The 23,005-nt window shown below is 55.8% G+C and carries 26 protein-coding genes; 13 read left to right on the top strand and 13 right to left on the bottom strand.

Annotated elements, in window-relative coordinates; translation table 11 throughout:
- Nucleotides 1–8: 8 nt before the first annotated feature.
- Nucleotides 9–1,019, top strand: coding sequence for an inorganic phosphate transporter (locus B9Z44_RS03015; RefSeq protein ID WP_108357902.1), 1,011 nt, complete (start codon nt 9–11; stop codon nt 1,017–1,019).
- On the opposite strand, the gene B9Z44_RS03010 is transcribed toward B9Z44_RS03015, so the two are convergent.
- Nucleotides 1,020–1,466, bottom strand: a complete 447-nt coding sequence (locus tag B9Z44_RS03010) for a TM2 domain-containing protein (protein WP_108357901.1) — start codon at nt 1,464–1,466, stop codon at nt 1,020–1,022. It abuts the gene before it with no gap.
- 107 nt (nt 1,467–1,573) lie between these two features.
- On the opposite strand from B9Z44_RS03010, the gene rpsP reads away from it, so the two are divergent.
- From rpsP to B9Z44_RS02980, 6 genes are all read left to right on the top strand, one after another.
- On the top strand, nt 1,574–1,828 hold the full coding sequence (gene rpsP, locus B9Z44_RS03005; protein ID WP_108358439.1) for a 30S ribosomal protein S16: 255 nt from the start codon (nt 1,574–1,576) through the stop codon (nt 1,826–1,828).
- Nucleotides 1,829–1,846: 18 nt separating this feature from the next.
- Nucleotides 1,847–2,410: a ribosome maturation factor RimM gene (gene rimM, locus B9Z44_RS03000; protein ID WP_108358438.1), complete on the top strand. Its 564-nt coding sequence runs from the start codon at nt 1,847–1,849 to the stop codon at nt 2,408–2,410.
- Nucleotides 2,411–2,433: 23 nt separating this feature from the next.
- Nucleotides 2,434–3,195 carry a tRNA (guanosine(37)-N1)-methyltransferase TrmD gene (gene trmD / locus B9Z44_RS02995; RefSeq protein WP_108401691.1) on the top strand — a complete coding sequence of 254 codons (762 nt, stop codon included), beginning with the start codon at nt 2,434–2,436 and terminating at the stop codon, nt 3,193–3,195.
- Between the two features lie 91 nt (nt 3,196–3,286).
- Nucleotides 3,287–3,682 carry a 50S ribosomal protein L19 gene (rplS, locus tag B9Z44_RS02990; RefSeq protein ID WP_108282983.1) on the top strand — a complete coding sequence of 132 codons (396 nt, stop codon included), beginning with the start codon at nt 3,287–3,289 and terminating at the stop codon, nt 3,680–3,682.
- 57 nt (nt 3,683–3,739) lie between these two features.
- Complete coding sequence (locus tag B9Z44_RS02985; RefSeq protein WP_199220164.1) at nt 3,740–4,414, top strand: CoA pyrophosphatase; 675 nt, start codon at nt 3,740–3,742, stop codon at nt 4,412–4,414.
- 39 nt (nt 4,415–4,453) lie between these two features.
- A complete protein-coding gene (locus B9Z44_RS02980; protein WP_108357898.1) occupies nt 4,454–5,410 on the top strand; it encodes a CobD/CbiB family protein in 957 nt (318 codons plus the stop codon).
- A 25-nt stretch (nt 5,411–5,435) separates the two neighbouring features.
- On the opposite strand, the gene rsgA is transcribed toward B9Z44_RS02980, so the two are convergent.
- Together rsgA and B9Z44_RS02970 are read right to left on the bottom strand one after the other, a co-directional pair.
- The gene (gene rsgA / locus B9Z44_RS02975) at nt 5,436–6,323 is read right to left on the bottom strand and encodes a ribosome small subunit-dependent GTPase A (RefSeq protein ID WP_108357897.1); all 888 of its coding nucleotides are present in this window, start codon (nt 6,321–6,323) and stop codon (nt 5,436–5,438) included.
- Entirely contained in the window at nt 6,320–7,576 is a 1,257-nt protein-coding gene (locus B9Z44_RS02970; protein ID WP_108402786.1) for a M48 family metallopeptidase, read from the bottom strand. The genes rsgA and B9Z44_RS02970 overlap by 4 nt, the downstream gene beginning before the upstream one ends.
- 71 nt (nt 7,577–7,647) lie before the next feature.
- On the opposite strand from B9Z44_RS02970, the gene orn reads away from it, so the two are divergent.
- Both orn and B9Z44_RS02960 read left to right on the top strand, forming a co-directional pair.
- The gene (gene orn, locus B9Z44_RS02965; protein ID WP_108401690.1) at nt 7,648–8,238 is read left to right on the top strand and encodes an oligoribonuclease; all 591 of its coding nucleotides are present in this window, start codon (nt 7,648–7,650) and stop codon (nt 8,236–8,238) included.
- Nucleotides 8,239–8,454: 216 nt separating this feature from the next.
- Complete coding sequence (locus tag B9Z44_RS02960; protein WP_108401689.1) at nt 8,455–10,395, top strand: DEAD/DEAH box helicase; 1,941 nt, start codon at nt 8,455–8,457, stop codon at nt 10,393–10,395.
- Between the two features lie 125 nt (nt 10,396–10,520).
- Here the strand turns inward: B9Z44_RS02960 and B9Z44_RS02955 are convergent, their stop codons facing one another.
- The 4 genes from B9Z44_RS02955 to B9Z44_RS02945 are packed head-to-tail and all read right to left on the bottom strand — an operon-like array spanning nt 10,521 to nt 12,107.
- The gene (locus B9Z44_RS02955; protein ID WP_108357894.1) at nt 10,521–11,120 is read right to left on the bottom strand and encodes a 2-hydroxychromene-2-carboxylate isomerase; all 600 of its coding nucleotides are present in this window, start codon (nt 11,118–11,120) and stop codon (nt 10,521–10,523) included.
- Between the two features lie 19 nt (nt 11,121–11,139).
- Complete coding sequence (locus tag B9Z44_RS15400) at nt 11,140–11,274, bottom strand: hypothetical protein (RefSeq protein ID WP_281258791.1); 135 nt, start codon at nt 11,272–11,274, stop codon at nt 11,140–11,142.
- A 4-nt stretch (nt 11,275–11,278) separates the two neighbouring features.
- The gene (locus B9Z44_RS02950) at nt 11,279–11,494 is read right to left on the bottom strand and encodes a SlyX family protein (RefSeq protein ID WP_108357893.1); all 216 of its coding nucleotides are present in this window, start codon (nt 11,492–11,494) and stop codon (nt 11,279–11,281) included.
- A 13-nt stretch (nt 11,495–11,507) separates the two neighbouring features.
- Nucleotides 11,508–12,107: a hypothetical protein gene (locus tag B9Z44_RS02945; protein ID WP_108357892.1), complete on the bottom strand. Its 600-nt coding sequence runs from the start codon at nt 12,105–12,107 to the stop codon at nt 11,508–11,510.
- Between the two features lie 97 nt (nt 12,108–12,204).
- On the opposite strand from B9Z44_RS02945, the gene B9Z44_RS15150 reads away from it, so the two are divergent.
- Nucleotides 12,205–12,375, top strand: a complete 171-nt coding sequence (locus tag B9Z44_RS15150) for a hypothetical protein (RefSeq protein WP_170108465.1) — start codon at nt 12,205–12,207, stop codon at nt 12,373–12,375.
- Nucleotides 12,376–12,462: 87 nt separating this feature from the next.
- Here B9Z44_RS15150 and minE read toward each other — a convergent pair whose 3' ends face one another.
- Genes minE through minC form a run of 3 tightly spaced genes read right to left on the bottom strand, consistent with a single transcriptional unit; the run spans nt 12,463 to nt 14,320 of the window.
- Nucleotides 12,463–12,714, bottom strand: a complete 252-nt coding sequence (gene minE / locus B9Z44_RS02940; RefSeq protein WP_108357891.1) for a cell division topological specificity factor MinE — start codon at nt 12,712–12,714, stop codon at nt 12,463–12,465.
- 3 nt (nt 12,715–12,717) lie between these two features.
- Entirely contained in the window at nt 12,718–13,533 is an 816-nt protein-coding gene (minD, locus tag B9Z44_RS02935; RefSeq protein ID WP_108357890.1) for a septum site-determining protein MinD, read from the bottom strand.
- A gap of 40 nt (nt 13,534–13,573) precedes the next feature.
- Nucleotides 13,574–14,320, bottom strand: a complete 747-nt coding sequence (minC, locus tag B9Z44_RS02930; protein ID WP_108401688.1) for a septum site-determining protein MinC — start codon at nt 14,318–14,320, stop codon at nt 13,574–13,576.
- A gap of 167 nt (nt 14,321–14,487) precedes the next feature.
- On the opposite strand from minC, the gene B9Z44_RS02925 reads away from it, so the two are divergent.
- Entirely contained in the window at nt 14,488–16,533 is a 2,046-nt protein-coding gene (locus B9Z44_RS02925; RefSeq protein WP_211308679.1) for a TonB-dependent receptor plug domain-containing protein, read from the top strand.
- Nucleotides 16,530–17,387, top strand: a complete 858-nt coding sequence (locus B9Z44_RS02920) for an alpha/beta hydrolase (protein WP_108401686.1) — start codon at nt 16,530–16,532, stop codon at nt 17,385–17,387. The genes B9Z44_RS02925 and B9Z44_RS02920 overlap by 4 nt, the downstream gene beginning before the upstream one ends.
- A gap of 100 nt (nt 17,388–17,487) precedes the next feature.
- Here B9Z44_RS02920 and B9Z44_RS02915 read toward each other — a convergent pair whose 3' ends face one another.
- Entirely contained in the window at nt 17,488–18,465 is a 978-nt protein-coding gene (locus B9Z44_RS02915) for a GMP reductase (RefSeq protein WP_108401685.1), read from the bottom strand.
- 148 nt (nt 18,466–18,613) lie between these two features.
- Between B9Z44_RS02915 and B9Z44_RS02910 the strand changes: the two genes are divergently transcribed.
- A complete protein-coding gene (locus B9Z44_RS02910) occupies nt 18,614–21,025 on the top strand; it encodes a UvrD-helicase domain-containing protein (protein WP_108401684.1) in 2,412 nt (803 codons plus the stop codon).
- Between the two features lie 6 nt (nt 21,026–21,031).
- On the opposite strand, the gene B9Z44_RS02905 is transcribed toward B9Z44_RS02910, so the two are convergent.
- The gene (locus tag B9Z44_RS02905) at nt 21,032–21,808 is read right to left on the bottom strand and encodes a BPSS1780 family membrane protein (protein ID WP_108357884.1); all 777 of its coding nucleotides are present in this window, start codon (nt 21,806–21,808) and stop codon (nt 21,032–21,034) included.
- A gap of 3 nt (nt 21,809–21,811) precedes the next feature.
- Nucleotides 21,812–22,774, bottom strand: coding sequence for a homoserine kinase (locus tag B9Z44_RS02900; protein WP_108401683.1), 963 nt, complete (start codon nt 22,772–22,774; stop codon nt 21,812–21,814).
- Between the last annotated feature and the right edge of the window lie 231 nt (nt 22,775–23,005).

The raw sequence follows: 23,005 nt of genomic DNA, 5'->3' as shown, positions 1-23,005 counted from the left end.
AGTCCCGTATGGAAACCGTACAAACCGCCTTTTGGGTGGTCGCCTTGTTGGTCGTGTTAGCCCTCATGTTCGATTTCATGAACGGCTTTCACGATGCAGCGAACTCCATTGCCACGGTGGTTTCCACCGGTGTCTTGAAGCCCGCTCAGGCGGTGCTGTTCGCGGCCTTTTTTAACTTCGTGGCGATTTTTATTTTCCACCTCAGCGTTGCTGCTACGGTGGGCAAAGGCATTGTGCAGCCAGGCATTGTGGACACGCATGTGGTGTTTGGTGCCTTGTTGGGCGCCATCACTTGGAACGTCATCACTTGGTATTACGGCATCCCCAGTAGCTCGTCGCACGCCTTGATTGGCGGCATTTCGGGCGCTGTGATTGCCAAGGCTGGTACCAGCGCCTTGGTGGCGGCTGGTATTTTGAAGACGGTAGCCTTTATCTTTGTGTCGCCTTTGCTGGGCTTCACATTGGGCTCGCTCATGATGGTGGCTGTGGCTTGGATTTTCCGAAGCTTCCGCCCTTCGCGTGTGGACAAATGGTTCCGTCGTTTGCAGCTGATTTCTGCTGGTGCTTACAGCTTGGGTCACGGCGGTAACGACGCGCAAAAAACCATTGGCATCATTTGGATGTTGCTTTTGGCCACTGGCTACGCTTCGGCTGAAGATAAATCACCACCTAGCTGGACCATCGTGAGTTGCTACATGGCGATTGGCTTGGGCACCATGTTTGGTGGCTGGCGCATTGTGAAAACCATGGGCCAAAAGATCACCAAGCTCAAGCCCGTGGGCGGCTTTTGTGCTGAAACCGGCGGCGCCATGACCTTGTTCTTGGCAACGGCTTTGGGTATTCCAGTGTCTACGACGCACACCATCACCGGTGCCATCGTGGGCGTGGGATCTACGCAGCGTGCCAGTGCCGTGCGCTGGGGCGTGGCGGGCGGCATTGTGTGGGCGTGGATTTTGACCATTCCTGCCAGCGCGTTTGTGGCTGGCGTGGCTTACTGGATCAGTCTGCAGCTTTTCTAATCACTCAGACAGCTTTCGCGCCTCCTCGATTTGGTATTCGAAGTAGCGCTGAAAGCTAAACACGATGCTCGACATGAGTACCGTGGTGCCAATCAATAAGGCAAGTGCAACCGCACCGATGGTCAACCAATTGGTTTGACCAGCCGGTGCGTCGTTGTTTTCGGTTGCGTTGAAACGTGCATTCCAAGCCTCCGGCGTCATCAAACCATAAACGATGGCGTTCAAGGCGCAGGCCGCAAATGTGAAGCCTGCAATAGGGATGAGCCACCAGCTCAGCATGTCGTCCAAGCCGTATGCCTGCACGCGCTCAATGCCGTAGAACCCCAGGGCAGTAGGGATAGGCAGCAGCCAGCCCAAGGTGTCCCAGAGACCAAACAGGTAAAAACGGTGAAGCCCAAAAGGGCCGCCCAAGAAGGCCAACCAGGCCGCGATGGTTTTGTTTTTCATGGCTTGAGTGTAGAGCGCTATAATGACAGGCTTTTCAGCGTGTCGCAGGCCGGGTGGCTTAGCGCGTGTCTCAAACGTTGAAAAAAATTCCACCCGAAGGATTCATCATGGTCGTCATCCGACTTTCACGCGGCGGTTCTAAAGCCCGTCCGTTTTTTAACATTGTTGTAGCCGACAAGCGCGATCGTCGCGACGGCCGCTTCATCGAGCGCATTGGTTTTTACAACCCAATCGCCAAAGGCCAAGCAGAAACCTTGCGCGTTGCGCAAGACCGTTTGACTCATTGGACCAGCGTGGGCGCTCAATGCTCTCCTACGGTGATCCGTTTGATCAAGCAAGCTGCTAAAACAACTGCTGCTTAATTGAACAAAGGCACTGCCATGACGCTGGACCTTGAGTCCGCAGAACTTCCTGCGGACGCCATCGAAGTCGGGCGCATTGCAGATGCTTGGGGCATCAAAGGCTGGTTCAAGGTCTTGCCCTATAGCGCTTCTCCGGAAGCGCTTTTTTCTTCCAAGCGTTGGTTTTTACAACCCGCTGAACGTGGTGCCAAAACCTTCTCTGGCACCGTGCTTCTGAAAATCAAAGAAGCCAAAGAACATTCAGACTCTGTGGTGGCCACGTCAGTCGCGGTGCCAGACCGCAATACCGCAGAACTGCTCAAAGGCGCACGCATTTTTGTCTCGCGTGCCAGCTTTCCTACCCCCGAAACAGACGAGTACTACTGGGTCGACCTGATTGGCCTTGATGTGGTCAACCGTGAAGGCGTGGCCTTAGGCGCTGTGCGCGAGTTGCTGCACACCGGCCCACAAACCGTGTTGGTGCTTGCTTACGAGGAAGAGGGCAAAGCCAAAGAGCGCATGATTCCGTTTGTGTCGGCCTACATCGACACCGTGGACTTGGCAGGGCGCCGCATCACCGCCGATTGGCAATCCGATTACTGACGTGATCAGCCCAAGGCCTAGCCGTGCGCTTTGACATCATCACTCTGTTTCCCGAGCTGTTTGAGCCGTTTTTAAAAATCGGCATCACACGTCGCGCCTATGAGGCGGGCCTCGTGGACGTACGCTTGTGGAACCCCCGCGATTACGCCGAAGGCAACTACCGCCGCGTTGACGACCGCCCCTTTGGCGGCGGCCCCGGCATGGTCATGATGGCTGAGCCCTTGACGGCCTGCTTAACGGCCATTCGTGCTGACCGTGGCCAAGACCGCGATGTCGCCCCGCTGGTATTTTTCTCCCCTATTGGTGAAACCTTGCGCCATGCTGCTGTGCAGCGCTGGTCTGATAGCCAAGGCGCGGTGTTGCTGTGTGGCCGCTATGAGGGCATAGACCAGCGTTTCATTGACACGTACGTGGATTTGCAAATCAGCCTAGGCGATTTCGTGTTGTCGGGCGGTGAGCTGGCTGCCATGACTCTGCTTGATTCTGTGGCGCGCTTGCAGCCCGGTGTGCTGAACGACGAGGGCAGCCATCAATTAGACAGTTTCAACCCGGCCTTAGACGGCTTGCTCGATTGCCCGCATTACACCCGTCCCGAGCAGTGGGAGGGGCAGGGCGTACCGGCTGAACTGATGTCAGGCCACCACGTCAATATTGAGCGTTGGCGCCGCGACCAGCGTTTGCGGTTGACCGCCCGTCTGCGGCCTGAGCTGATTGATGCTGCCCGCGCGGCCGCCAAGCTGACACCGCAAGACGAGGCTATTTTGAAGGCTCAAAACTCGCTATAATTGTGGGCTTTTCGATCCTCTGGTCGGCCGCTTTGGGCAATGTGTCCCGAAGCCTTTTGTGTAGCGCGATCAAGATCTTTTAGAGGAAAACATGAACCTGATCCAAACTCTCGAGGCAGAAGAAATTGCTCGCCTCGGCAAAACAATCCCCGAATTCGCACCTGGCGACACAGTCATTGTGAGCGTCAACGTGGTTGAAGGTACACGCAAGCGTGTGCAGGCCTACGAAGGTGTGGTGATTGCTAAGCGTAACCGTGGCCTCAACAGCGGCTTCACAGTGCGTAAGATCTCTAGCGGCGAAGGCGTGGAGCGTACGTTCCAAACTTACAGCCCATTGATCGCTAGCATCGAAGTCAAGCGTCGCGGTGATGTGCGTCGTGCCAAGTTGTACTACTTGCGCGACCGTAGCGGTAAGTCTGCTCGTATCAAAGAAAAATTGGTCAGCAAGTCGGCCGCAGCTTCTAAAGCCGCAGCAGCCGCTCAATAAGCAGGTCACCCCTTGCTTAGAAGCCACCCCAAGTGAAAGCTTGCGGTGGCTTTTCTTATGTCTAAACCTCTCATTTTTGATCCTCAGCAAGTGCCCGTGTTCCAAGTGGACACGCACTTGGCGGCTGTGCCTGCGCAGCACCTCACGCCAGCTGCGTTGCAGGCGCGTTTTGCGAATCCCCCTTTGTGGCAGCCCGAGCTGGTGCGTGAGCGCAAGTTTTTAGACCGCGCACCTGCCCAAGCTGCAGTTTTGCTGGGCCTTGTCATGCGAGATGAACCCACGGTGCTCTTGACCCAGCGCCCGTCCCACATGTCCACACACGCGGGTCAAATTGCTTTTGCGGGTGGCAAAAGCGACGAGGCAGACGTGGATGCAGCCGCGACCGCTTTGCGTGAAGCGCATGAAGAAGTTGGCCTGGACGCGCGCCATGTCCAAGTGCTGGGCGTGTTGCCCGAGTACGTGACCGGCTCGGCCTTTCATGTGACGCCTGTGGTGGCCTTGATTTCCCCCAACATGGCGCTGCAACTCAATGCCCACGAAGTGGCCGATGCGTTTGAAGTGCCCTTGGCCTTTTTGATGAACCCAGCCCACCATCGCTGGCACCGTTACGAGTTTGAGGGCGTGACGCGTGAATGGCTGTCTATGCCTTACCAAGACGGCGAGCAGCTGCGTTTTGTCTGGGGTGCGACGGCAGGGATGTTGCGTAATTTTTACCGTTTTCTGCGTGCCTGATGCCGCTGAACGACGTGCACGGGCCGCTATCATCACGATATGAGTTTTCTTTCCCTGCTCCTCGCCCTGTTGATTGAACAAGCCCGCCCTTTGATGCCCGGTAATTGGGTGCATCGCACCGTGCGCGCGTGGGTGACTTGGATCAGCCAGACGCTGGATGCAGGGCACCCCCGCTTGGCATGGACCACGTGGTCCTTGGCGGTCGGGCTGCCTGCTGTCATCGCCACGGTGGTGCATTGGCTATTGATTGCGTTGTTTGGTTGGCCTGTAGCGATGATCTGGAGCATTGCGGTGCTCTATGCCACCTTGGGCTTTCGCCAGTTCAGCCACCACTTCACGGACATCCGTGATGCCTTGGATGTGGGCGATGAGCGCTTGGCTCGGGAATTGTTGGCTGAATGGCAGCACGTCGAAGTGGGGAGCTTGCCCCGCAGCGAATTGCTGCGCCATGTGATTGAACACTCGGTGCTCTCGGCGCATCACCATGTCTTTGGCGTGTTGAGTTGGTTCTCTGTGTTGGCTGCTTTGGGTTTTGGCCCCGCCGGTGCGGTGGTTTACCGTATGAGCGAGATGGTGTCACGTGTTTGGTTGGCATCGCCCAAGCCGTCCAAAGGCTGGGTGAGTGACACCTTGCAAGCTGCCGCGCGCAGTGCATGGCGCCGTGTCGATTGGTTGCCTGCGCGCTTGACCGCGGTGGCATTTGCGGTGGTCGGTAACTTTGAAGAAGCCATCGATTGTTGGCGCAACCATGCCCAACGTTTCCCAGATGACAACGACGGCGTGGTGCTGGCTGCCACCGCTGGCGCGTTGAATGTGCGATTGGGCGGTGAAGCTTTGCGTGCAGACGACAGCGACGAGACCCAAGACAGCGAAAGCACTCCGGGCCGTGCGCCAGAGATGGCGCATCTGCCCAGCGTGGTGGGTTTGGTCTGGCGCAGCGTGGTGCTGTGGATGGTGTTGCTGGCCTTGCTGACCTTGGCCCGATTGTTGGGTTGAGGTTTGGGCTAACCCAAGACGGGTTTCAGTAATTCACAGGCTGTGTGAGCTCGGCAAACAACATGCCGTACAGCTTGTAGCGCGAGGGGCTGATGGCGCCTGACGCCACCGCGTCTTGCACCCCGCACGAAGGCTCGTGCAAATGCGTGCAGTTGTAAAACTTGCAGTTGGTCACATGCGGTTTGAAGTCGGGCATGTAGGCTGCCAACTGCATGGCATCGATGTGATGCACCCCAAATTCTTGAAAGCCAGGTGAGTCAATCAACCCTGTTTTGCGCTCCGCATCCACCCAATGCCACGTGGTGGATGTGGTGGTGTGTTTGCCTGAGTTGAGAGCTTGCGAAATTTCAGCGGTAGCAACATTGGCGTTGGGAACCAAGGCGTTGATGAGCGTGCTTTTGCCTGTGCCTGAGGGGCCAAGCACCAAGGTGGTTTTGTCTTTCAAACGCTCGGGCAGGTCACCCAAGTCGCCTGTTTTAAACGCACCTTGAAGCACGGTGTAACCCATCTTCACGTAGGGTTCTAAGCGAGCAAAGGCGCGCGCATGCAGCTCGGTTAAATCGCGCTTGTTGAGCACGATGATGGGCGTGATGTGTTCTGCCTCAGCGGCGATCAAAGCGCGCGTGAGTTGCATTTCTGAGAACTCAGGCTCCGCCGCGAGCAAGATGAGCACTTGGTCTAAATTGGCTGCAAACGATTTGGTGCGAATCTCATCTTGTCGGTAAAACAAGTTGTGGCGTGGCTCTACTTTCTCGATGGTGCCTTCGTCGGTGCTGGCCAACCATTGCACGCGGTCGCCCACCACCACTTGGCTCTTCTTGCCACGCGGGTGGCAAATGCGGCGTTCGCCATCGGGTGTTTCCACCACGCAGTGTCGTCCGTGGCTGGCCACCACTAAGCCGCTTTGCTTCATGCGGCCATGCGCGCCAAACGCTGTGAGGCGGGCGGGTGCGAGTAGTAAAACGCCACATACCAAGGGTCTGGCGTGAGGGTCGACGCGTTGTCTTGGTAGAGCTTGAGCAGGGCGCTGGCGAGCGATTTGCCATCGCTGTTGGCCACGGCATACGCATCAGCTTCAAACTCAAATTTGCGCGAACGGTGTGCGGACAAGGGCGACACAAAGAAAGTGAACAAAGGCAACACCAACATGAACAGCAACAAGGCCAATGCGCTGTTGTTGCCATTCAAGTTAGGCATCACACCCAAGCCTGTGTAAAACCAAACTTGCTGAGACACCCAGCCCAGCAAAGCGAGGCCGGCGAGGCTGGTGGCAAAGCTGGTGGCCATCATTTTCAAAATGTGGCGGTGTTTGAAGTGGCCCAATTCGTGGGCGAGCACGGCTTCCATTTCATCGCCATTCAATTTGGCCAGCAACGTGTCGAAAAACACCACGCGCTTGGCGGCACCGAAGCCCGTGAAAAACGCATTCGAGTGGGCAGAGCGGCGGCTGCCGTCCATCACAAAAAAACCTTTGGCGGTGAAGCCTGAGCGTTTCATCAACGCGGTGACACGCTCTTTGAGCGTGGCGTCTTCCAGTGGGGTGAATTTGTTGAACAAAGGCATGATGACGTTGGGGGCAATCCACATCACAAACAGTTGGTACACCACCAAGGCGGCCCAGGTGTAGAGCCACCACAGCGCGCCGCCCGCCTGCATGAGCCACAACACCAACCAGAGAATGGGCAAGCCCAACACCATGCCCACCAACAAGCCTTTGAGCATGTCGCTCACCCACAGCTTTGGCGTGGTGTGGTTAAAACCAAAACGCTGCTCAATGCCGAAGGTTTGGTACAGCGACAAGGGCAGGCCAATCAAGCCACCAATCAAGGTGAAGCTCACCACTAAAGCCACATGTTGGCCCATGCCTTCGCCCATCCAATCTAGCGTGACTTGGTTGAGCAGGTCTAAGCCGCCGAGCAATGTCCAAGCCATCAAGGTGATGGCGTCTAGCCCCAAGTCCATCACCCCCACGCGTGCTTTGGCCAGTGTGTAGTCAGCTGCTTTTTGATGTGCGTCTAAGCTGATGGTGTGTGCAAATGCTGCAGGCACTTGCGCGCGGTGTTGCGCCACGTGACGCACTTGACGGCCGCTGAGCCAGAGTTTGGTGAGCAGGTTGGCCACCAGCAGGGCCGCCAGCGTCAAGGTCATCGCGAGAGAGGGGTTCATCATGGTGCAGGAGTTTAGATGAAGCGGTGCAACTGAAATTGCCTTTGGCGTGATGGGCGACAATCTGCCCCATGTCTGAAGTTGCTACCACTCCTGTTACCCCTGTCGTTCCCAAACTCGCCAAGTCAGACTTGAACTTGGTTTGGCTTGATTGCGAAATGTCTGGCCTTGACCCCGAGCGCGAGCGCTTGCTAGAGATTGCGGTCATCGTGACCAACCCCGATTTGTCGGTGCGCATTGAAGGCCCAGTGTTTGTGATTCACCAAAGCGACGAGTTGCTGGGCAAGATGGACGCATGGAATAAGGGCACCCACGGCAAGAGCGGCTTGATTGACAAAGTCAAAGCCTCCACCGTGACCGAGGAGCAAGCGCAAGAGCAACTCATTGCCTTCATGAAGCACTACGTGTCCAAGGGGGCCTCGCCCATGTGCGGCAACACCATTGGCCAAGACCGCCGCTTCTTGAACAAATACATGCCCAAGCTCGAAGCGTGGTTCCACTACCGCAACGTGGATGTGAGCACGCTCAAGGAGCTGTCACGCCGCTGGAAGCCTGAGGTCTTGAATGCCTTTAAAAAGGCTCAAAAGCACACGGCGCTGGCCGATGTGCATGAATCCATCGACGAGATGATTCACTACCGTGAACACTTTCTGAAACTGTGATTAGGTAAAAACCCGAATCCGTGCCATAATCGGGGTCTTCGCTACAAAGCCGTAGCGAATTTGTACATCTCCCTTCATTCACCGGGCTCGCTAAATGGGCCCCAAGCACTGAATAACCCCTAGCGGGTCAGAGCAGGTTCCGTTTGATGGTTGATGTTTTTTAACCTAGAACGGAGCAGCCGCACAACTTGCGGCGCTCACGTGCGAGAAAAAATCATGACTGACACTTTAAATGTGACAGGCGAATTTACGCCTGCCGAAACTATTTCTATTCCCGCTCAAGAAGCGGTTTCTACTGAGGGCGTTCACACACCCGAAGTCGCTCACGCTGAAGCTGATGCACCTCAAGTCGACGTGCCAGTTGATGTTCCTAATGGCTTCGTTGAACTGGGCTTGGCCCCTGAACTGGTGCAAGCCGTGGCCGACCTCGGCTACACACAGCCCACCACGGTTCAACTGAAGACCATTCCTTTGGCTTTGCCAAACGACAACGCCGATGCCAAGGCCGGCTTCATTGACTTGATGGTGTCTAGCCAAACAGGTAGCGGCAAAACAGCTGCTTTCTTGTTGCCCGTGTTGCACACCTTGATTCAACAACAAGCCCAAGCCGAAGCCGCTGACAAAGCGGCGTGGGACAAGCTCGTGGCTGATGCTGCGGCCAATGGCGAAGAGCCACCTAAGCGCGCCAAGCGCAAAGACCCAACCAACACACGCAACTTCAAAGCCCCAACCCCCGGCGCCTTGATCGTTTGCCCAACCCGCGAATTGGCACAACAGGTGGCACATGACGCCATCGACTTGGTCAAGCATTGCCGTGGTTTGCGTGTGGCCAACGTGGTGGGCGGCATGCCTTACCAGTTGCAAATCGCCAAGTTGCAAAACGCTGATTTGGTCGTGGCCACACCAGGTCGTTTGCTCGACCTGCAACGCTCCATGCAAATCAAGTTGGACAAAGTCCAATTCTTGGTGGTGGACGAAGCCGACCGCATGTTGGACCTCGGTTTCTCGGATGACTTGGCTGAAATCAACCAGCTCACCATCGACCGCAAGCAAACCATGATGTTCAGCGCCACATTTGCGCCGCGCATTCAACAGTTGGCCACACGCGTCATGCGTCAACCCCAACGCGTGCAAATCGACTCGCCTCAAGAAAAGCACAGCAACATTCGCCAAGTGCTGCATTGGGCGGACAACGCGCAACACAAGCGCCGTTTGTTAGACCACCTCTTGCGTGACACCACCATCAACCAAGCCATCATCTTCGCCAGCACCCAAATCGAGTGCGACGGCTTGGCCAATGACTTGCAACAAGAAGGCTTCTCCGCTGTGGCATTGCACGGCGCGTTGAGCCAAGGCTTGCGTAACCGCCGCTTGATGGCTTTGCGCCAAGGTCAAGTGCAGTTCTTGGTGGCCACCGACGTGGCTGCGCGCGGCATTGACGTGCCCACCATCACGCACGTGTTCAACTTTGGCTTGCCTATGAAGTCTGAGGATTACACCCACCGCATTGGCCGTACCGGTCGTGCTGGCCGTGATGGCTTGGCGATCACTTTGGCTGAATTCCGCGACAAGCGCAAAATTTATGACATCGAAGCCTACACACGCCAGCAGTTCACGGCTGAAGTGATTCCAGGCATGGAGCCCACACAACGCGTTGAACAACGTGGCGGTGCTGGCCGTGACTACGACCGCAAAGGCGGCGGCAAGTTTGGCGGCGGCGGTGGTCGTGGCGGCTTCGGCGGCGGCAACAAGTTTGGCGGCGGCGGTGGACGCTTTGAAGGCAATGGCCAAGGTCGCTTCGAGCCACGTGCAGAAGGTCGTTTCGAAGGTCGCTCTGAAAACCGTTTCGAAGGCCGTCAAGACAACAACCGTTTTGATGCACCTCGTGGCAACTCATTCGAGCCACGTCAAGGCGCCCCACGTGGCAACTTTGGCGAAGGCCAAGGTGCACCTCGCGGCAACTTCGGTGCCCCACGTAGCTTTGAAGACCGCGCACCTCGCAGCTTTGATGACCGTGCCCCAGCACGTGCCCCACGCGCCCCGTTTGAAGCAGGTCGTACACCGTTCGACAAACCAGCTCGTCCAGCTGCTGGCAAGTCGTTTGGTGGCGGTTTTGACGCCAAAAAACGTGCACCTAAGCCACGTACACCCCGTTAATTAGATGGTTTCACAGCTTTCGCTGTGAGCCCCTAACGGCATTCAGCCACCGCGTTGCGCCTTGTGTGCAACTTCGGTGGCTGAATTGTTTGTGGGTCTTGTTGGAGCACTGACTGGGTTTTGATTTAGCCCTTGAGCTTTTCCGCCACAAAGTCCAAACGGTCTTGGCCCCAGAACATCTCGCCGTCGATCACATAAGTGGGGGCACCAAACACTTGGGCATCCATTGCGCTTTGGGTGTAGCTGTCATAGCGAGCTTGCACTTCTGGTGCATTGGATAGCATCAAGCACACCGCATCCAGTTGGTGTTCGCTCAGCAAGACTGCTAGCGTTGCAGGATCGGCAATGTCACGTTCTTCGTGCCATACGGCCGACAACACAGCACCGGTGATGGCCAAGGCAGCATCCGCGCCGTGGTGCATGTCCACCGCAATGATGAGCTTGGCAGCAGGGTCACCCGCAACAGGAAAAAACTTAGGGTGCAGGTTGAGTGGCAAGTTGAGGGCTTGGCTAAAGCGCGTCAGTTCCACCAAGCGATACGCTTGACGCTGTGGCGCACGTTTGCCCAATGGCAAGCCCCCCGAGATGGGAAACACCTTGCCTAAGTCCATGGGTAGTACACGCACCGTGGCGCCTGCCGTTTTGGCGATTTGCACAAAACGTTGGTGACCCAAATAAGTCCAAGGGCTTTGTGGTGCCAAGTAGTAATCGACGGTTTTTGACATAGATGTCTCCTTTAGAAATTCAGATGAACACGATAGATAGCATGGCTGCGTCATCAATCAGGTTGATGACGGCATAAGCACTCAGCCGATAAAGCACCGAGAGCGCCAATTCGCGTAATTCGATGGGTGAAAGTTCTTGCACAGCCTCAGTCATGTGTTCAGTAATGGGGTGGCAACTCATCGCGCAAGCTTTGAAAGCCGCCGCTGCCACCATCTGGCGTTTGCTGGCGCAGTTGGCTGACCTCACGGATGAGAGCCTCAATTTGCTGCTGCTGTTGAAAGATGGTTTGGTTGAGTTGCTCCACCAAGTCTTCGGTAAAGCTGGCCTTGATTTCTAGGTCCATCAAGCGTTTGTCAATGTCGGCGTGTTGCATGTGTGCTTGCGTGTTATTCGTTTGTTTGATTGATTTCAGCCAACTGGGCGCGTAAATGTTCGAGCTCTTGTTTGTAGCTTTCGGCGTCACCAAAGTCCACAAAACCGGTGTAGTACGGGTGGGCTGCCATGATTTTTCGGGCATGCTTGATAGGGCACCAATACTGCTCGGTGCGTGCTACCACCTCGCGGCCATAGGCCATCAGACCGTTGCCATAGGAGCAATAGGCACAGTTGATTTTTTCAATCAAGTTCAGATAAGCCAAATGCGCGCGGTCGTACACAAAGTAATCGCTGCGCTTGACGCGGGAAATGCCGTAGGCTCTAAAACAAATCTGTTGATAGACCGTGATGAAAAGATCCAGCAGCAGCATGGGAAACAGCACCGAGTAAATCACAGGGGCCGTTAGCACACTCAGCAGGTTGGCTGACAGCATGTAAGGCAAGATGCCCGTTTTGAAGCGACGTTGCTGTTCCAGCACCTCATGCTCAAAACGAACGCGCGTTTCCTCAAAATCGGCTTGTAATTCAGCGCGCTTGCGCTTCATTTCCTGCTCAATTTCTAGCTCCATTTGCTGGATGCGAGCCAATAATTCGCTGATTTTTGGGTTCATAAATCACCTTCTTTGAGAGGATTATGAGTGGTTACATGCGAAAATACATCGAACCTGTGGCCTAATTAGGGGCTGTAACTTTTTATCTGGAAATTTCATGGGAAACAAAATCGTCACTGAAGCCGACCGCCAACGCGCACCAAAACCAATCCCCCTGCCAGGCACGATGCTGCGCACCGGTGGTCGTGGTCAACGTGTGAGTCTTGAGCGCGGTGTTGCGACACGTAGCAAAAAGAACCCTGGCAAGCGTTCAAACAAAGGCGGTTAATCCCCCTTTTGCTTGTGAAAGCCAAACAAAAAGCGACCCTCGGGTCGCTTTTTGTTTTGGCGGAGACTTCAACCGTTCATTCGCCATTCACTCGGGTAATTCGATTTTCACTTCGAGTACTTCGAGGTTGTCATGACGCTCCAGATTGACCTTGATGTCATCAGGATTAATCTTCACGTATTTAGAGAGTACGGCCACCAAATCACGCTGCAAAGCGGGCAGGTAGTCGGGCTGCGGGTTGCGGCCCGTGCGTTCGTGGGTGAGGATGAACTGCAAACGCTCTTTGGCAACGTTCGCTGTTTTTTTCTTCTCACCGAGTAAGAGAGAGAGCAACGACATGGCTTACTTCCCGCCAAAAATACGTTTGAACAAACCTGGCTTGACATGCTCGGTAAAGCGCATGGGCACGTCTTCGCCCAAGAAGCGGCTGATCACGTCTTTGTAGGCTTCGGACACATCTGTGTTTTCCAAATGAACCGCAGGCAAGCCTTGGTTCGATGCGGTCAACACGGTTTCTGACTCGGGGATCACACCGATCAAAGGAATGCGCAAGATGTCTTGGATGTCTTCGAGCGACAGCATATGGCCTTCTTCCACGCGGCTAGGGTTGTAGCGTGTGATGAGCAGGTGTTCTTTGATGGGGGTGTCGCCATCAATCGCACGTTTGGTTTTGCTGCTGAGCATGCCCAAGATGCGGTCTGAGTCACGTACCGAAGACACTTCGGGATTGGTGACCACCAACGCTTCGTCTGCAAAGTGCATGGCCATCATGGCGCCTACTTCGATGCCGGCAGGTGAGTCGCACACGATGTAGTCGAACTTCATACCTTTGAGTTCGTTCAAGACGCGCTCTACGCCGTCTTGTGACAGGGCATCTTTGTCGCGTGTTTGTGAGGCTGCCAACACAAATAAGTTGTCGCACTGTTTGTCTTTGATCAGCGCTTGGTTCAGCGTGGCTTCACCGTTGATGACGTTGATGAAGTCATACACCACGCGACGCTCGCAACCCATGATGAGATCGAGGTTACGCAAGCCGACGTCAAAGTCGATGACCACCGTTTTGAAGCCGCGCAACGCGAGGCCAGAGGAAAAACTGGCGCTGGTTGTGGTCTTGCCCACGCCGCCCTTGCCAGAAGTCACCACCACGATTTTTGTCATGAAGAAAGCCTTAGGTTGTTCTAAAAATTAATTCGCAATTTTACAGTGCTTGCATCACCAACTTATCGCCTTGAAGGCTGATTTGCGCGGCTTTGCCAGCCACATCCGCAGGCAACGGTGCGTCGCCGCTGGTGCGGTAGGTGCCAGCAATCGAGATCAACTCGGCCTCAAGGCACGAGGTGAAGATGCGCGCTTGTTCGTCGCCGCGTGCGCCTGCAATGGCTTTGCCACGCAGCGGGGCGTAGACGTGGATGTGGCCATCGGCCATGATTTCCGCACCTGGGTTGACCATGGCCAACACAATGAGGTCACGCCCCTTGGCATACACGTGCTGGCCAGAGCGCAGCGGCTTATCGATGACCATCGCTGCGCCACTGCCGGTTTGCACCTCGCGCACCACCTCGACTTCGCGAATCACTTCTTGCACCACGGTTTCAACGCGAGGGGCGGCAGGGGCTTGAATGCTCAAGTCGCTCGCTTCAAACAAGCCAGCTTTGCGTGCATTAGCTAATTGGTGTTCATTTGCACCACGTACCGCCACTGGCAGCATTTGGTGCGTGCGCAGCATCAGGCAAACCGAAGGGAGATCAAGCTGGTTGTTGGGGTCTTCCAACACGCTCAAGTCGATGACGACCGGGTCGTTGTCGAAGAAGCCGGGGGTGGTGCCCAAGCGACGGGCCATATCGGCTTGCAAGGCTGATGTGTCAGAGGTTTTGAGGAGAAAAGACACCAAGGGCAAGGAGGCACTTTTGATTTCGTAGGCGTGTGGCGCAGCAGCTTGGCTCATGGAACTTGCAGGAAAAATAAAACCTGAACTTTACACGGCAAGGGTATTGATACCTCGGTAAACTTTTTGATATGTATCCATCGACCTTTTATCGCGTGCTTTTCGTGCCTTTCGCGCTAAGTGCTACGGCTGTTTGGGCTCAACAAGCAGCGGCACCAGCAGCAGATATGGGGCGCGTTGAAATCACCAGTGGCCGTGACAACGACACGCAACAGCGCCGTGAGTCAACCGCCAGCAAAATCGTGATTGGTCGGGAAGAAATCGAACGTCAAGGCGACGCCAATCTAGGCGAAATTTTGAAACGCATGCCTGGCATCACCTTGGGTGGTGCGCCTGGACGCGGCGGCGGCATTCGCATGCGTGGCTTGAGTCAGGGTTACACACAAATTTTGTTGGATGGTCAACGCGTGCCGCCAGGCTTCTCGGTGGAGTCACTCACGCCTGAGATGATTGAGCGCGTCGAAATTTACCGCGCGCCTACCGCAGAAACGGGTGCACAAGCGATTGCAGGCACCATCAACATCATCACGCGTGAAGGCCGACGCGGTATGCCCACCGAGTTGAAAGTTGGCTCCTCATTTCAAGGTGGCTATGCATCGCCCACTGCCTCGTTGGTGAAGTACCACGATGCGGAGCAGTGGACAGCAAATTACACACTGTCGGTCAATCGCTATGCGGCGCCGGACCAAAGTGAAAACGACTTTACCAATGACGTCACGACGCGCCATCGTGTCAGCAACAGTCATTACGAGCGAGAAGGAATGAATGCAACGGCACGTTTGCAGCTTAAGGGTGACCCCGGTGAAACCTTCACGCTCATGCCGTTTGTTGCGCTTTCACAAGGCCGAACGCCTGGTTCTATACAGATTGATCAAACCTTACCCAGCGTGTCGTCAAGCAGTGCGGCAACAGAAAATAAAAACCATTTTGCGGTGGGGCGCTTGAATGGGCAATGGCGACGTAAGCTCTCTGCTGACAGCAGCATGGAGTGGAAGTTCAACGTTGGGGGTTGGAATAGCCACAACGAATATGCGCAAACTGTGGCAACGCCAACAGCCTATCTTCCCTACGTTTTAGAAAATTCACATGTGCAGGACCGTTCTGCCAATATCAGTGGCAAATACACCAATGTCATGGGTGGCGGGCACCAGTGGGTGAGTGGTACGGAACTCGAGTCTGTGCGACGAACGCAGGCGGTGGCTGGGCAATATCGAAACCAAACAGGTGATACAGACTACAAAGCCAACTCTTTGCGTTACGCCATGTACTCGCAAGACGAATGGCAACTCACGCCGCATTGGGCGACACATTTAGGTGCGCGCTATGAAGGGTTGATGACCGAAGGCAGCACGGCCGATGGCGATGTCTCTAATCGCAACAGCGTGTTTACGCCTTTGTTGCACGCCATGTGGAGGCCGGACCCAGACAGTCGAGACCAAGTGCGTATGAGCCTCACGCGTAGCTTTAAAACGCCGACGATGCCCATGTTGCTTGCGCGCCGCACGTACACCCGTGATGCTGAAAATACAAGGACGAATCCGGATGTCATGGGCAATCCGAACCTCAAACCAGAAATTGCGACAGGCCTAGATGTTGCGATTGAACGCTACTTGCCACAAGGCGGGGTGTTGAGCGCGAGTGCATTCCACCGTCGTGTGCAAAATTTGATTCGTTATGTGACACCAGATCAGCGAGATAGTTTGGGACGTTATGTGTCCAGCCCACAAAACATCAGCGAAGCCATCACCGAAGGCGTGGAGTTAGAAGCCAAGTTCCGCATGGACCAATGGATCGCGGATGCCCCACATGTGGACCTGCGCAGCAATGTGAGCTTTTACCGATCACGTGTACTGAGCATTGATGGCCCCAATAACCGGCTTGACCAGCAACCCGACATGACGGCTAACCTAGGCGCTGACTACCGACTCAAAGCCGTGCCACTGACTGTTGGCGGTAACCTCAACTACAACCCCGGCTACACCACGCGTTTAAGTGCGGAGCAGTTGACAACAATTTCGCAAAAGCGCGTGATGGATGTGTATGGTTTGTGGCGTGTCGATGGCAGCACGGCATGGCGCTTGACCTTGAGCAATCTCAATCCACGCAACTACAACACGAGCAGTGTGTACAGCAGTGCTGGCGTTGTTGAAAACAGCAGCACCCAAAACCGCAGCTGGACCAATGTACAAATTCTTCTCGAGAAAAAACTATGACGCAACGCGACGGCGCTTGGTATGACCGCATGTACAACAACCGCGCCTTAGTGCCTGAGCACGCAGCGCACTTTACCTATTGGCGCGAAACGTCGGCGCAGGTGCGTGCCACGCAGCGTTGCTTTCAAGACGTGGCCTATGGTCGTGGTTTGAATGAAACCTTAGATATTTTTCCCAGCGATACGGCCAATGAAAAAGCCCCCGTGGTGGTGTTCATCCATGGTGGCTTTTGGCGTGCATTAGACAAGTCTGACCATTCGTTCATCGCGCCAACTTTTACCGCACAAGGTGCGCATGTGGTGGTGCCCAACTATGCCTTGTGCCCCGCGGTGACGGTGTCTGACATTGCCCTGCAAATGGTCAAGTGCGTGGCTTGGGTGTGGCGCAACATCCATCGCTTCGGGGGGGACCCCAGCCGCATCACCTTGATGGGGCACTCTGCGGGAGGGCAGTTGGTCGCCCAGCTGTTGGCTTGCGACTGGCATGCTTATGCGGCTGATTTACCGCCACACTTGGTGACCAAAGCTTTGTCGATTTCGGGTTTGTACGAGTTGGAGTCGGTGCGCGCGACGCCGTACCTCAAAGACAGTTTGCGTCTGACCGAGCAAGAAGCAGTACGAAACAGCCCCGCATGGATGCCTGCGCCTCAACAAGCCACTCTTTACAGCGTGGTCGGTGACATTGAGAGCGAAGAGTTCTTGCGGCACAACCTCTTGATTCAACAGTCATGGGGCAAAGATCGTGTGCCCGTGGCCGAAGCTTTAGACGGCTTGCAGCACTTCAGCATCGTTGAAGCGTTGACGCAACCCGGCCACCGCTTGCATACGCTGGCGCTGGAGTTGTTGAACAAGTAAAACGCGTCAACACCAAGCGGCGTAAACGCAATAAAAAAGCCTGTCATGCATGAAGCAGACAGGCTTTTTTGCTTGGCCAAATTTGACCGAAGCGCGTGGTTTACATCAACAGATGCTCGCCCGCGTTGTCACCGCCCAAGATGACGTAGTTCACCTTGCGCACGTCCATCAGCTTGGTGCCGCCGGAATAGCTGATCGAGCTTTGCACGTCTTGCTCCATTTCAATGAGCGTGTTGGCCAACTTGCCTTTGACGGGCTCAAGGATGCGCTTGCCTTCGACGTGCTTGTATTCGCCTTTGTTGAAGTCAGACGCTGAGCCGTAATACTCTTTGAACAGCTCACCGTTGACTTCCACCGTTTTGCCGGGTGACTCTTCGTGGCCTGCAAACAGCGAACCAATCATCACCATGCTTGCGCCAAAGCGCACGCTCTTGGCGATGTCGCCGTGGCTGCGGATGCCGCCGTCAGCAATGATGGGCTTGGTGGCCACGCGGGCACACCACTTGAGCGCTGACAACTGCCAGCCGCCTGTGCCAAAACCCGTTTTGAGCTTGGTGATACACACCTTGCCAGGACCCACGCCCACTTTGGTCGCGTCAGCGCCCCAGTTTTCGAGGTCGATCACGGCCTCTGGTGTGGCCACGTTGCCCGCGATCACAAAGCTCTTAGGCAACTTGGCCTTGATGTAGCCGATCATGTCGCGCACGCTGTCGGCGTGTCCATGGGCGATGTCGATGGTGATGTATTCGGGTGTCAAACCCGCCGCAGCCAGTGTGTCCACGGTTTCGCGGTCAGGGGCTTTCACGCCCAAAGAGATCGAGGCGTACACACCCTTGGCGTGCATGTCTTTCACGAATTGGACGTTGTCCAAATCGAAGCGGTGCATCACGTAGAAGTAGTTGTTTTGCGCCATCCACAAGCAGATGCTTTCATCCACCACGGTCTTCATGTTGGCGGGCACGACGGGCAAGCGGAACTTGCGGCCACCGAGTTCAACACCTGCATCACACTCTGAGCGGCTTTCCACGCGGCACTTGCGTGGCAGCAACAAGATGTTGTCGTAATCAAAAATTTCCATATCCCAAGCTCCAGAAAATAACGTTCGAAGATTGAGCGCTTGGCTTGGCCGGTTTTTTCAGGCGCTTCATGTGCAAAAGGCAGGCCAAAAAAAACCGAGCGCAAGAATCTTGGGCCCGGTGGCTGATTCTAAACCCTAAAATTGACGCATGCATTTTTCACCCGATACCTCCCCCTTGCTCCAAGGCCTCAACAACGAACAAGCGGCGGCGGTGACGTTGCCTCAGGCGCATGCCCTGATCTTGGCGGGGGCAGGGTCGGGTAAGACGCGGGTGCTGACCACGCGCATCGCGTGGCTCATGCAAACCGGGCAGGTGTCGCCGGGCGGCATCTTGGCGGTGACGTTTACCAACAAGGCCGCCAAAGAAATGCTCACACGTTTGTCGGCCATGTTGCCTGTGAGTGTGCGCGGCATGTGGGTGGGCACGTTTCACGGGCTGTGCAACCGCTTTTTGCGGGCGCACTGGAAGCTGGCCAACTTGCCTCAGTCCTTTCAAATCTTGGACACCCAAGACCAGCTCAGTGCTATCAAGCGCTTGAGCAAACAGTTCAACGTGGATGACGAGCGTTTTCCACCCAAAGAAACCATGCGCTTCATCGCCGGTTGCAAAGAAGACGGCTTGCGCCCCAAAGACGTGGTGGCTCGCGACCCCGACGACCGCAAACGTGTAGAGCTCTACGAGTTGTACGAAGCCCAATGCCAACGCGAAGGTGTGGTGGATTTTGGTGAGCTCATGTTGCGCTCGTACGAGTTGCTGCGCGACAACGACCCACTGCGCGAACACTACCGCCGCCGCTTTCAGCACATTTTGGTGGATGAGTTTCAAGACACCAACAAGCTGCAATACGCGTGGCTCAAACAACTCGCAGGCCCTGTGGACCAAGGCGGTGGGGCCATCTTGGCCGTGGGTGACGATGACCAAAGCATTTACGCCTTCCGTGGCGCACGCGTGGGCAATATGGCCGACTTTGTGCGCGAGTACAACGTGATGCACCAAATCAAGCTCGAGCAAAACTACCGCAGCTTCAGCAACATCTTGGACAGTGCCAACCATCTGATCAGCCACAACAAAGGCCGCTTGGGTAAAAACCTGCACACCACGCAGGGCGCAGGCGAGCCCGTGCGTGTGTATGAATCCCCCACCGACTTTGCCGAAGCGCAATGGATGGTGGAGGAGATGAAGCAACTGTTGCGCGATGGCCAAAATGGTGATGGCACAAATGGCGTGCAACACCGCAGCGAAATTGCCGTGCTCTACCGCAGCAACGCACAAAGCCGTGTGATCGAAACCGCGCTCTTTAACGCCGCCATGCCGTACCGCGTGTACGGTGGTTTGCGCTTCTTTGAGCGCGCTGAAATCAAACACGCCTTGGCTTATCTGCGCTTGTTAGAAAACCCACGCGACGACACCAGCTTCATGCGCGTGGTCAACTTCCCGCCGCGTGGCATTGGCGCGCGCAGCATCGAACAGCTCCAAGACGCCTCGCGTGCCATGGGCTGCGCCATGAGCGATGCCGTCACGGCGGTGGCTGGCAAAGCTGGCGCCAACCTCAGCGCTTTTGTGGCCAAGATTGATGTGCTGCGCGAGCAAACACAGGGGCAAAATCTGCGCCAAATCATTGAGCTGTTGCTTGACCACTCAGGCTTGATCACCCACTACCAAGCTGAGCGCGAAGGCCAAGACCGCATTGAAAACTTGCAGGAATTGGTCAACGCTGCCGAGAGCTTTGTCACGCAAGAAGGCTTTGGCCGCGATGCCGTGGCCCTGCCGATTGACGAGCACGGTCAGCCTTTGGCGACAGACGCAACCGCGATGCCGAGCGAAGGCGAACTTACACGCCAAGCTGCACCCCAAACCATGATCAACGCCGACACCGGCGAAACCTTGTCGCCCTTGGCCGCTTTCCTCACGCACGCCGCGTTGGAGTCGGGCGACAACCAAGCCCAAGCGGGTCAAGACGCGATTCAGTTGATGACCGTGCATGCATCCAAAGGCTTGGAGTTTGACTGCGTGTTTATCACGGGCATGGAAGAGGGCTTGTTTCCCCACGAAAACTCGATGAACGATTTTGATGGTCTCGAAGAAGAACGCCGCCTGATGTATGTGGCCATCACGCGTGCGCGCAAGCGTTTGTACCTGAGCCATTCGCAAACCCGCATGTTGCATGGCCAAACGCGTTACAACTTGAAAAGTCGTTTCTTCGAAGAGCTGCCAGAGCACACGATGAAGTGGATCACGCCTGCGCGTTCAGCCTTTGCCGATGCCATGCCTTCGCGCCGCGATGCATGGCAGAACAACAACGGCTGGCAAAACAACGCATGGGGTGGCGGTGCGGCTACGGCCGTAGCGCCCAAGCCCGTGCCTCAGCGTGCAGCGCCTGTGACCAGTGGTCCTAACGCATGGGTGCGCAGCGGTGTGCAGGTGTTCCACACCAAGTTTGGCGAGGGTGCGGTGATCAGCATCGAAGGGGTGGGCGACGATGCTCGTGCACAAGTGAACTTCCCGCGTCACGGCACCAAGTGGCTGGCGCTGAGTGTGGCCAAGCTCACACAGGTGTGACGTACCTTACGCGTAAATCACGTCCGACGTGAAGCAGTCTTTGAAGCTGTAATACGTCGAGCAAAAAAACATGGCCGCCAGCATCAACATGGCGGGTAGCAAGGCCATGGCGGCAAAGTCGTTGTCGCCAAATGCGCCAGAGATCAGCGTGATGGCCAAGGTGGTACCCAAGAAGATGAAGGACCACATGAGTCCAAACACCAAAAAGGCGCGCCAGTTGCTTAGGCAGGCCACGGTGCTGAAGAACATGCTTTTCACCACAGGGACAGCGTGCCAATGTGTCAGTGCGGGCGCGTGCCAAAACACCATCGACAAAGGCAAATACAACATGAGCGAAAGCCACATGGCATTTTGAAACTCAGGTTTCATCAAGGTGTCCATCTCCAGCGAGCCGCCGACCAAGTACAACTTGGCAAAGTCACCGCCGTCGACCAGTGCGGACAAACCCATCACGCCGATGAAGCCCAAGGCGTAGAAAACGCCCAGCACCAACATGTTGCGTTTGCCGTCTTTACCCGTTGTGAAGCCTGCGGCCAAGATAAAAGGCATGGGAAATTTACCCAACTCCACCTCGCGCGTGGCTGCCATCAATCCCAGCGAAGCAGCGGGCAGCAACATCAAAGCCAAAAACCCGCCCAGCACTGGCACGATGGAGAGGATTGACATGCTGGCCATGAACATGAAGAACAAGCCGCTGAGTGCGAGGGGCTGCTTCCAAAAAGCGCGAATGCCTTGGCGCACCCAGAGTGAGCCAGTTTTTGCGGGGACAACGTTGAGTTTCATAGCTCAGAGTGTGACAGGGTGTGCCACACGTTGGCGCAACACACGCTCAAAGTGTGTCGGGTCGTGGGGTTGCAACATGCTGGCTTCGCGCGGCAGGTGGAAGTCCCACAGGCGCGATGTCCAAAAACGCAAAGCGCCCGCTCGCAACATGGGGTTGAGCAGTTGGCGCTCAGCTGGTGTGAAAGAGCGCACGCTTTGATAAGCGGCTATGAACGCCTTGGCTTTGGCCGCATCGTGTGTGCCATCGACGTGGGTGATGCACCAGTCGTTCAAACACACGGCCACGTCAAACAGCCAAGTGTCGACACCTGCAAAATAAAAATCGAAGAAGCCGCTCAGCTCGGGCGCTTCTGGGCTGCCATCAAACATCACGTTGTCGCGGAACAGGTCGGCGTGGATAGGGCCACGGGGCAGGGCGGCGTAGGCCGACGATGCGGCAATGTGGTTTTGGTGAGCCAGCTCGGTTTGAATCAGCGCGGCTTGTGATGCGTCCAAATACGGCAGCACCACAGGCACGGTCTCGTTCCACCAAGGTAGGCCACGCAAGTTGGGCTGCTGGCGGTTGTAGTCGCGGCCAGCTAGGTGCATGCGGGCCAGCATGTCGCCCACAGCGGCGCAGTGGGCGGCTGTAGGGCTGAGTTCGCTTTTGCCGCGCAAGCGGTTGACCACCGCAGCAGGCTTGCCTTCAACGGTGAGCAAGATATCGCCGTCTTGGTTAGACATGGGGTCTGGCACAGGAATACCGCCTTGTGCCAAGTGTTTCATCAGGTACAGATAAAACGGCAGTTGCTCGTGCGTGAGGCGCTCAAACAGCGTGAGCACGTATTGGCCTTCGCTGCTGGTGAGAAAGTAATTGGTGTTCTCAATGCCGCCTTGGATGCCTTTGAGTTCGACCAACTCGCCAAGCTTGAGTTGAGTGAGCAGTTCTTGCGCGGAGGACTCTGAAACTTCGGTGAAAACTGCCATGACTGCCAAGGGGTTAAAAAGTTCGCACATTGTAGTTGGCGGGCTTTGCTTCTTTTTGCTGGGCTCGCTTGGAGGTTGAGGGATGAGCGGGTTCCTCATGCTGGGGCACCAGAAATCGTCACCCGCTCATCCCTCAACCCCCAAGACTACGGCCTGCAGTGTTGTGGCTCCGCTGTCGCGATGGCCACATCACTTCGTGCTGCAGCAGACGTGCCAAAACCTATGCCGCAG

The sequence above is a fragment of the Limnohabitans curvus genome, assembly GCF_003063475.1.
GTDB classification, from domain to species: domain Bacteria; phylum Pseudomonadota; class Gammaproteobacteria; order Burkholderiales; family Burkholderiaceae_C; genus Limnohabitans; species Limnohabitans curvus.
The sequence above is the reverse complement of the archived record's forward strand: the minus strand, read 5'-3'. Positions and strand labels throughout refer to the sequence as shown.

What these genes read in the sequence shown, in the direction of transcription:
- rsgA (WP_108357897.1), bottom strand. Translation starts at nt 6,323, where the DNA reads ATGAAGCAAAGCGGCTTAGTGGTGGCCAGCCACGGACGACACTGCGTG.
- B9Z44_RS03010 (WP_108357901.1), bottom strand. Translation starts at nt 1,466, where the DNA reads ATGAAAAACAAAACCATCGCGGCCTGGTTGGCCTTCTTGGGCGGCCCT.
- minD (WP_108357890.1), bottom strand. Translation starts at nt 13,533, where the DNA reads ATGACAAAAATCGTGGTGGTGACTTCTGGCAAGGGCGGCGTGGGCAAG.
- B9Z44_RS02925 (WP_211308679.1), top strand. Translation starts at nt 14,488, where the DNA reads ATGGGGCGCGTTGAAATCACCAGTGGCCGTGACAACGACACGCAACAG.
- B9Z44_RS15150 (WP_170108465.1), top strand. Translation starts at nt 12,205, where the DNA reads ATGGGAAACAAAATCGTCACTGAAGCCGACCGCCAACGCGCACCAAAA.
- rpsP (WP_108358439.1), top strand. Translation starts at nt 1,574, where the DNA reads ATGGTCGTCATCCGACTTTCACGCGGCGGTTCTAAAGCCCGTCCGTTT.
- orn (WP_108401690.1), top strand. Translation starts at nt 7,648, where the DNA reads ATGTCTGAAGTTGCTACCACTCCTGTTACCCCTGTCGTTCCCAAACTC.
- B9Z44_RS02960 (WP_108401689.1), top strand. Translation starts at nt 8,455, where the DNA reads ATGACTGACACTTTAAATGTGACAGGCGAATTTACGCCTGCCGAAACT.
- B9Z44_RS02970 (WP_108402786.1), bottom strand. Translation starts at nt 7,576, where the DNA reads ATGAACCCCTCTCTCGCGATGACCTTGACGCTGGCGGCCCTGCTGGTG.
- B9Z44_RS02905 (WP_108357884.1), bottom strand. Translation starts at nt 21,808, where the DNA reads ATGAAACTCAACGTTGTCCCCGCAAAAACTGGCTCACTCTGGGTGCGC.
- B9Z44_RS15400 (WP_281258791.1), bottom strand. Translation starts at nt 11,274, where the DNA reads ATGACTGAGGCTGTGCAAGAACTTTCACCCATCGAATTACGCGAATTG.
- B9Z44_RS02955 (WP_108357894.1), bottom strand. Translation starts at nt 11,120, where the DNA reads ATGTCAAAAACCGTCGATTACTACTTGGCACCACAAAGCCCTTGGACT.
- B9Z44_RS02920 (WP_108401686.1), top strand. Translation starts at nt 16,530, where the DNA reads ATGACGCAACGCGACGGCGCTTGGTATGACCGCATGTACAACAACCGC.
- rplS (WP_108282983.1), top strand. Translation starts at nt 3,287, where the DNA reads ATGAACCTGATCCAAACTCTCGAGGCAGAAGAAATTGCTCGCCTCGGC.
- B9Z44_RS03015 (WP_108357902.1), top strand. Translation starts at nt 9, where the DNA reads ATGGAAACCGTACAAACCGCCTTTTGGGTGGTCGCCTTGTTGGTCGTG.
- minC (WP_108401688.1), bottom strand. Translation starts at nt 14,320, where the DNA reads ATGAGCCAAGCTGCTGCGCCACACGCCTACGAAATCAAAAGTGCCTCC.
- B9Z44_RS02915 (WP_108401685.1), bottom strand. Translation starts at nt 18,465, where the DNA reads ATGGAAATTTTTGATTACGACAACATCTTGTTGCTGCCACGCAAGTGC.
- minE (WP_108357891.1), bottom strand. Translation starts at nt 12,714, where the DNA reads ATGTCGTTGCTCTCTCTCTTACTCGGTGAGAAGAAAAAAACAGCGAAC.
- B9Z44_RS02980 (WP_108357898.1), top strand. Translation starts at nt 4,454, where the DNA reads ATGAGTTTTCTTTCCCTGCTCCTCGCCCTGTTGATTGAACAAGCCCGC.
- B9Z44_RS02950 (WP_108357893.1), bottom strand. Translation starts at nt 11,494, where the DNA reads ATGCAACACGCCGACATTGACAAACGCTTGATGGACCTAGAAATCAAG.
- B9Z44_RS02900 (WP_108401683.1), bottom strand. Translation starts at nt 22,774, where the DNA reads ATGGCAGTTTTCACCGAAGTTTCAGAGTCCTCCGCGCAAGAACTGCTC.
- B9Z44_RS02985 (WP_199220164.1), top strand. Translation starts at nt 3,740, where the DNA reads ATGTCTAAACCTCTCATTTTTGATCCTCAGCAAGTGCCCGTGTTCCAA.
- B9Z44_RS02945 (WP_108357892.1), bottom strand. Translation starts at nt 12,107, where the DNA reads ATGAACCCAAAAATCAGCGAATTATTGGCTCGCATCCAGCAAATGGAG.
- B9Z44_RS02910 (WP_108401684.1), top strand. Translation starts at nt 18,614, where the DNA reads ATGCATTTTTCACCCGATACCTCCCCCTTGCTCCAAGGCCTCAACAAC.
- rimM (WP_108358438.1), top strand. Translation starts at nt 1,847, where the DNA reads ATGACGCTGGACCTTGAGTCCGCAGAACTTCCTGCGGACGCCATCGAA.